Below are 7,730 nucleotides of genomic sequence, written 5' to 3' on the forward strand. Positions count from 1 at the left end.
CAGCGCTCAGGCGCATAGCTTGTACGCCTTTTGTCCCATCAAACGATCAAATATGCACGCTCGGGCCTGTTACGCCTATTGGGTGTGGTACTGACGGGCTTAGGCTCTTTTGCGCTGGTGGCTTTCCCGCGCGATGATGCGGCGACAGAGGCCGCGATGAAATATCTTGTTTTCGGGGCTGTCACCGGATCCGTGATGATCTACGGGCTGAGCTTTTGGTTCGGGGGCGTGGGATCGACGCTGTTCTCGGACCTCGCGGCGCTGGAGGACAAGCCGCTGATCGCCATTGCGGGCCTGGTCGCAGTGATCATCGGCCTCGGCTACAAAGCTGGGCTTGTGCCGTTTCACTTCTGGGCACCTGACGCCTATGACGGGGCGCCGGTTTCCATTGCCGCCTACCTGTCGGTTATCACCAAGCTCGCGGCAATCTTTGCCTTTGCGCAGGTGCTGCGCGACATGCCCGTCGGCAGCGCTTGGCCACTGGTGATCGCAATGATCGCAGCGATCACAATGACCTATGGCTATCTGACAGCGTTGGTACAGACCAATCTGGTGCGGCTGATCGCTTATTCTTCGATCGCCCAATCTGGGTATTTCTTGCTCGGCATTGTGGCACTCGGCGCCAGCCCACTTGCGGTCCCGGGGATTATCATCATGGGTGCCGCATATGTCGCAATGAACCTGGGTGCTTTTGCCATTGTGATGATAGCTGGACGCACCCTTGTCGACATGCGCGGTTTTGGCCGCAATCGACCAATTATGGGGCTGTCGATGGTGATATTCCTTCTGTCGCTCACCGGCATCCCGCCGCTGTTTGGATTTGTCGGCAAAGTCTATCTGTTCACCTCTGCAGTTGAGGCAGGGTTCCTTTGGCTTGCGGTGATCGGCATCCTGAATTCCGTGCTGGCGCTTGGTGTTTATCTGCGCATCGTGGTGCCGATGTATCAGACCGCAAGCTCAAAAACCGGCATGGACACCCCGTCACCACACGCCCTGCTTGTTGTCGTGGCGACGGTCACTGTCCTGATTACCCTGTCTATGGGGGCATTTGCGGGGCTGTTGCCCAGTTGATCGCAAACCTTCAATGTGGTTCATGCATAACCGACATGGATCATCAAATTTTGACAGCGCAACGCAAAGCGCCGCGTCCAGCAAAAGCCGGATACGGCGCTTTGTCCGTCTTGGAAAACTTAGCGCAGGCTGAATTCGGTGGTCAGCGATACAATCAACAATCCGTCACTGATACTGGTTTCATGCCATGACGCGTCAATGCCAAAGTTATCGGAGATCGCATAGCTGCCACCGACACTCCAGTAGTCGTGTCCCCCATTGCTGATCGTGCCGTAGTTGGCTGAAGCACCAAATTTGTCATCGAATGCGTAGTCGATCGAGACGCTTGAATTAACGTAATCCGCAACGGGGTCATGCGCAAACCGAAGGCCGACATCCAGCGGATCCAGTACGGAGTACCCCAATGACAGGATGACCTCTCCGCAGCAGTCATTGCTCGGGTTGCGATAATAGTATCGGGTATATCCCAGATCGTAGTTGAACTTGCCGACTTCATTGCGATAGCCCAGATAGAGGTCCACCTCAACAGAACTGCCAACAATTGATCTGGCAGTGTTTGACGCCCAGACGCCTGCATAAAAACCTTCGTACTCGGCCTCCGCCCAAGGCTGGAACGCCGCGCCGGTAGTCTGTTCAATGCCGTTGAAAACATATCGGCTGGTGAGGGTTGCGCCTGCGGACAGACTTAATTCCTGAGCCATTGTCACGCCGGGTAAGCCCAGACCGATGACGACGGCGGAAGTCGCAAAAATAGATCGCATCATTTTTCCTTACTGGAAGATTTTCCTGCTGTACTGTAACGACGAAAATCCGCCCGCCGGAAGCAGGGCGCCCGCATTTTTGTAACACCTGATTCAATTTTGAACACCGTTACGGGTCGTTGCCCAAAATTGACGCGAAAAAAAACGGGCAACGATTATTCCACTGTAACGAAGTGGCGCTTATGGCGTCTGATATATGTACCCTTAGTGTCAGGAGGCCCAAATAGACCAGACAACAACCAAAACCGAACCATCTGAAGTTGAAACCGCCAAAGGCGGAGGATGCTGCGGTGGAAACAAGGCCAGCCAGGTTGCAGATGCCCCAGCGGCATCACAGGCATCCGTCAAAACACCTGCTGCAAAATCCGGTGGCTGCTGTTGTAGCTAGACCATCTCGGCGCCAGCATCAGGTAACGATGTCCGAAAAAACCAAAGCCGGTCCGTGCGCGGCAGATGTGCATCGTGATGCATATGTCGTGCACGGACCGGCATGATTTTTTTGGTAGCTCTTGCTCTGGATCGCCCCAAATCCCTGAGACACAGTCCAGCTCAGACCTTCACTTCCCAGCTCACTTATCTATACTGTAAACAACGAGATATGCTTGGTGCGGACGCCCAATCCTTTGTTGAGCGACAAGCGCGATTACCGGATCGCGCCGCCGGATCGTCCGCCCATTGCAAAACCCGCAACAAATCGAAAATGAAGGCGTTCTAAATGGATCATCAACACGGCGGCGACACTGAAAATAAAGGCTCCATCAGCCTAAGCGGCGGGGTGGCGATGGGCACCGGCGTGATGATCGGAGCCGGTATTTTCGCGCTGACAGGTCAGATCGCGCAGCTGGCCGGACCGCTCTTTCCATTGGCGTTTGTCGTGGGCGGGATCATCACAAGTTTCAGTGCATACAGCTACGTAAAGATGTCGAATGCGTTTCCGTCTTCGGGTGGCATCGCGATGATCCTGCAAAAGGCATACGGACCGGGTGCAATTGCCGCAGCGGCGGCGCTGTTGATGGCGCTGTCAATGGTGATCTCCGAAAGCCTCGTTGCGCGAACCTTTGCGACTTATGTCTTGCGACCCTTCGACATAACTGGTGGTCCGCTGGTGCCGATCCTTGCCGTTGGGGTGATCCTTTTTGCCTTTCTCGTCAATATCGCCGGTAGCCGATCGGTTGGACTGCTCTCGCTGATTATGGCGGTGCTCAAGATTGGCGGTATCGCGTTGTTCGGCATAGCAGCACTTTGGGCAAGCGGGTTTCAATTCGCCGCGGCGAGCACGGCGTCTGGCGGATTTGATATCACCGGCTTTATAGCATCCGTGGCCCTTGCCATTCTGGCGTTCAAGGGGTTCACCACGATCACCAACAGCGGCGGCGAGATCATCAATCCGCACCGCAATGTTGGCCGCACGATCATTATCTCGATCACGATCTGTGTTGTTGTCTATCTGATTGTGGCCTTTGCGGTCGGATCAAGCCTGACGATAGACCAGATTATCGCGGCCAAAGACTATTCATTGGCTGAGGCCGCCGCACCCGCACTTGGCAACGCGGGGTTCTATTTTACCGTCGTGCTGGCGGCTGTTGCGACGGCGTCTGGTGTTCTTGCCAGTGTCTTTGCGGTGTCGCGGATGCTGGCCATGCTCACCGATATGAACATGATCCCGCACCGGCATTTCGGGATGTCGGGACCTATCCGCAGTCACACGCTGGTCTATACGGTGGTGATCGCCTCTATCCTTGCGGTGTTTTTTGATCTGACCCGGATCGCGTCATTGGGGGCTTTCTTTTATCTGATCATGGACATGATCGTCCATTGGGGCGTCTTGCGCTTCATGCGAAAAGAGGTTGAAGCGAAAGCATTTGTCATCGTCTTGGCCTTGTTGTTTGACGCTGTGGTGCTGGTGGCCTTTACAGCTATGAAGCTGCAATCCGATCCGCTCATTGTTGTGTACGCTGTGATTGCGATCACATCAGTCTTTGTGTTCCAACGGATTTATCTGTCGCGCTGGACTGCACCACGACCCAGCGAAGACCACTAAAACACTTCTCGAAAGTGCTATAGCCCTCCTGAAAAAGGCGCGTCCGGCTAGCAGGTGTCGGGTATGCCCTTTTTCATTTTTTCGGTTTGTCAGGCTCGGCGCAGGGGGGCCAATCCCAAAGCCGGTTCATCATCGCGAAAAGATATGCACCTGACCACGCGATCAGCAACAGTCCGGTCAAGGCCTCGACGCCCGTCAGAAGACGCAGGTGATCTGTCGGGAAAATATCGCCAAGACCAAGGGACGTATAGCTGACGACGGAAAAATAAAAATAATCCAGAACGGTATCAACGCTCTCACCGGAAAAGCCGCCGATGCTCAAAAGCTGGTGACCGACGCCAAACATGCCTGCAAAGACAACTATTCCGGCGAAATGCGCGAAAAACAGGATCAGTACGGCCATCATGACACGATTGAACGGCTCCAAAGGTATCTTTGCCATGCCAACCGATACCCACCGCATGACCGCAAGATGTATCCAACTACTCGAAACGATGGCGATAACTGCAAGAATTAGTGAAAAAAGCAAAGAGACGCTCCTGATTGGATGAACTTGCCAGTATCCAAAAGTAGCCGTATCAGGTCGGCTTCTTGCGCGCGCTGATCGCGGTGCCAAAGCTCTGAAGTCCGCCGTCACCACGAACAATCCCGCGCGGTTGCGCCGGGTGGATTTGACCTTGCATCTCTTGGCAGCGCTGGAGATCGGGAATCTGGGGTCGCTCACATCTGGGAACGGGCGCGAAAGGTTGATGGCACTTGCCGCGGTTGGTGTCGGCGTGACCCGTCCCATTGTGGGCGTTACCCTCATTCTGAGAGGAAACTATTGGGCGGTTCGGGGGTTACGCCGCGCCTTTCCGCAGCATGGTCGGGTGATTGAACGGATGCGTGCTCTGTCGAATGACCTCGACCAGCGGCTTCCGGGACGGCGGGAAACAGAACATCTGCCGGAACAGGAAGAACATAGAACGAGCAAGTCGAGAGCGTCAGAAAGCGCTCTACGAGCAGCCCGGCAGGCCATCTCCGAGCTTGGATCTGGGGCAGATCGTCAAGCGCTTCTGGCGCGGGCCGATGCAATTTGGAGGTGCTCAGATGCGGTCAAATCCTGAAGCACCGGGCCTGTGGATATACTGCAATTAAGGGTACAAAAATGCCCAAAATGACCCTGAATCCGCAGATTCTGATTAATTAGGGTACAGTGACAGTTGTCACCATTTGTTCGCGGCACGTCGATCTCCATGACAGATCGTGCCGCGCGGCGGTTCTGCGACCGGCTGGTCGAGCTGGGCGTGGCGCGAGAACTGACCGGGCGGCCTACTTTCCGGCTCTATGGGATCGCGCCATGACGACGGCAACGAGGAAACGGCAACCGGCGGATGAAAGCGGCGCCGTTTTTGACCGCGAGCTCGAGGACCTGCCGCAGGAGTTGCGCTGGCGCGAATGGATGGGCCGGGTCGAAGCGGTGCTCTTCGCCAGTGCCTCACCGGTAAGTCGCGAAGATCTGGCCCGCGTGGTGGGGCAGGGGGCCTCCGTGGAGATGCTGATCGAGGACATCCAGGCCGAGCTGACGGGTCGTCCTTACGAACTGGCCCAAGTGGCTGGCGGTTGGATGTTCCGCACGCGACCGCAGTTTGCCGATGCGATCAAGACCACCGCCGACCTTGGTGACCAGTCCCTCGCCTTTACCGAGATGGAGATGGGGGTGCTCTGCGCCATTGCCTATCACCAGCCGATCGACCGCGCCGGGCTGGCCGACATCTTCGGCAAGGAGGTCAGTCGCGATCTTCTGGCCCGGCTGCGGTACAAGGACTTGATCGCCAGCGGGCCCCGGTCGCCGCGGCCCGGGGCGCCGCATACCTTCGTGACGACGGAGACGTTTCTGGTGACGTTCGATCTGCAGAGCCTGCGGGATCTGCCGGAATTGGAAATTGTCGAGCCGTCCAATCTTGCTGATTAGATGAGGTCGTCCAGATCTCTATTGTTTAGTTCGCTATCAGAAGCGGACTCCACGCGTGCTTCCAATGCCTCTTGAGATTCACTAACCGCAGCCGGTTTGAGATAGGGTACGATTTCTGCGAAATGTCGATGGACTTCACGCCGCGACCATTTGGCTGACCACATAAGTGACCCAAACGCGGCCATCTCAGCATTTGAAAATCCCCGCCTTACGCAACGATTGGCAAACACCATCGCTGTACACGGTTCTGTCTTTTCCGCCGAATGCACGTTGACATGACCCTGAAGGATTTGAAGCGGCGCCCCCATGAGATGGGCGAGATCAGGAACAAGTCTAATCACGAACTTTCGAGCACTCGTAGAGCGCTTCTTGTCGCGTGTTTTGTCAGAAAGCCGCTTTTGAATTTTCTTGAGCGGCGCACCGTTCATCCAGTCCTTCAAGGCCGCGCGAAGCTTCGGAAGTGAGTAGGATGCACGCGATTGATCATCCTTTAGCTTCTTGATTTCCGTTCCGAAGAGATACTCCAGGGTCTCCAACTTGACCAAGCGAACCAGGTACTCCGGTTTAACCATCAGCCACTCGAACACCCAATCGCACAAGCTTTCGACGGTTTTGAAGTTTCTAAAACCGTGCTTGCTGAGAGCCTTTGACATGTCGTCCAGAATATCCTCCGGCAGCCCCAACATGGATGCGGTGTTGCGCAAAGACAATTGCTCAACGGCTAGGTCTCCATCATCGCTCTTCAGAAGTGAAAGTGCTGCGGCAGTTCTGCTTTCAACCCAGTCTTCGTCCGCATCTTGACGTTTACGATAAGCCGCGAAGCTCCTCGCGAGGCCAAGTCGTATGTCAACTTTTCCATCGTCGCCATGATCAGTTTCTGCCAAGCGCGCGACGACGTAACGCTCCAAGTCACCGATTTCAGTTGCGCTATTGTGGATACGGTCCATTAGGGCCGTAAATGGATCGTCCAGCACCAAACACTGATCGGTTTGGCCAAATATGTCTCGCAGCCTACTCCATCTTGACCCGATCTTGTTCTCAGCATCGTCCAGGCCGACGACCTGTCCGGGGATGACTAGAACGATACCGGTTGCGCTTTCGCCTGCCCGGCCGGCACGACCGGCTGCGTTTAGCAGGTCCTCTGGGCCCAGGAGGTCTTTTCGACCGGAAGAGGCGTCGAATTGGCTGTCTTCTGCTATGATGACCAAATCGGCAGGCAAGTTCATACCTTGACCGAGCGTCGGGGTCGCTGCGAGCACGGCCAACGCCCCCTTTCGCTTATACAGCGCCTCCACTAGCTGGCGTTCCTCAGGAAGCAATTGTCCATGGTGCGTCGCAGCCTGGGATGCCAATTTTCCGCCCACAAGAGTCAAGTACAGCTGATCAGCACCACCCATTTCATCGACGGAAATCTCATACAGACGCTGCTCAGTTTCAGTCAGTTCGACACTACATTCATCAAGCGCTGCCCCGGCCTTTTCTGATATAGAAAAGGCATTCGGTATGGATTGAGAAAAGACGAGAGTTCGTAGCCCTGCTCCAGCGGCTGCAGCAGCGACTGAAGATGCAACGACACCGGAGTTGGGCGTCACTTTCCAGAACTTGTTTGTCGAAAGCTGAAGTGTTTCGTTCAAGAGTGGTACAAGAGCATAGTCGCGGCGAACCTGTGACGCCCATGTCTGCTTCACGCTGAAGAACGCGTTTGGTTTTGCCGTCAGCTTGCGCTTTACCGCAGCAGGAACCCCCGCAGTGGAGCTTTTTGCGCGAGCATTCCGCAAGAGTTTTCGCAGGTCAGCAAGTCTCTTTTCATCGTAAACGACGCATCCCCTTAGGGTCCGTGGACATTCACTTTGAGGCAATGACCGTTGCGGCGAGGTGCCAGTTGGCGGCATAGCTGGACGCG

The 7,730-nt window shown here is 55.5% G+C and carries 6 protein-coding genes and 1 pseudogene; 4 read left to right on the forward strand and 3 right to left on the reverse strand.

Features of this window, described 5'->3' with window-relative positions:
• The first annotated feature begins 84 nt into the window (after nucleotides 1-84).
• Nucleotides 85-1,071 (forward strand): NADH-quinone oxidoreductase subunit N, encoded by a 987-nt coding sequence (locus ACGYK7_RS18705; protein ID WP_394403909.1) that lies wholly within the window; start codon nucleotides 85-87, stop codon nucleotides 1,069-1,071.
• 119 nt (nucleotides 1,072-1,190) lie between these two features.
• Here ACGYK7_RS18705 and ACGYK7_RS18710 read toward each other — a convergent pair whose 3' ends face one another.
• A complete protein-coding gene (locus ACGYK7_RS18710; RefSeq protein WP_394403907.1) occupies nucleotides 1,191-1,832 on the reverse strand; it encodes a TorF family putative porin in 642 nt (213 codons plus the stop codon).
• Between the two features lie 715 nt (nucleotides 1,833-2,547).
• On the opposite strand from ACGYK7_RS18710, the gene ACGYK7_RS18715 reads away from it, so the two are divergent.
• Nucleotides 2,548-3,873, forward strand: coding sequence for an APC family permease (locus tag ACGYK7_RS18715; protein ID WP_009827230.1), 1,326 nt, complete (start codon nucleotides 2,548-2,550; stop codon nucleotides 3,871-3,873).
• A gap of 73 nt (nucleotides 3,874-3,946) precedes the next feature.
• Here ACGYK7_RS18715 and ACGYK7_RS18720 read toward each other — a convergent pair whose 3' ends face one another.
• On the reverse strand, nucleotides 3,947-4,663 hold the full coding sequence (locus ACGYK7_RS18720) for an ion channel (RefSeq protein ID WP_161487394.1): 717 nt from the start codon (nucleotides 4,661-4,663) through the stop codon (nucleotides 3,947-3,949).
• 436 nt (nucleotides 4,664-5,099) lie between these two features.
• Between ACGYK7_RS18720 and ACGYK7_RS18725 the strand changes: the two are divergent.
• Nucleotides 5,100-5,216: pseudogene (locus ACGYK7_RS18725) on the forward strand (DUF1403 family protein); the annotation flags it as partial.
• A complete protein-coding gene (locus ACGYK7_RS18730) occupies nucleotides 5,213-5,827 on the forward strand; it encodes an SMC-Scp complex subunit ScpB (protein ID WP_067625356.1) in 615 nt (204 codons plus the stop codon). The pseudogene ACGYK7_RS18725 and the gene ACGYK7_RS18730, both read left to right, overlap by 4 nt.
• Here the strand turns inward: ACGYK7_RS18730 and ACGYK7_RS18735 are convergent.
• Nucleotides 5,824-7,730: helicase-related protein (locus ACGYK7_RS18735; RefSeq protein ID WP_394403908.1), on the reverse strand; the 1,907-nt coding region annotated here is incomplete at its 5' end. The two genes, ACGYK7_RS18730 and ACGYK7_RS18735, sit on opposite strands and share 4 nt — an antisense overlap.

The organism is Sulfitobacter sp. 1A15299 (assembly GCF_043556915.1).
Taxonomy (GTDB): domain Bacteria; phylum Pseudomonadota; class Alphaproteobacteria; order Rhodobacterales; family Rhodobacteraceae; genus Sulfitobacter.

Coding starts and splice junctions, on each gene's coding strand:
- ACGYK7_RS18710 (WP_394403907.1), bottom strand. CDS start 1,832: ATGCGATCTATTTTTGCGACTTCCGCCGTCGTCATCGGTCTGGGCTTA.
- ACGYK7_RS18715 (WP_009827230.1), top strand. CDS start 2,548: ATGGATCATCAACACGGCGGCGACACTGAAAATAAAGGCTCCATCAGC.
- ACGYK7_RS18720 (WP_161487394.1), bottom strand. CDS start 4,663: ATGGGACGGGTCACGCCGACACCAACCGCGGCAAGTGCCATCAACCTT.
- ACGYK7_RS18730 (WP_067625356.1), top strand. CDS start 5,213: ATGACGACGGCAACGAGGAAACGGCAACCGGCGGATGAAAGCGGCGCC.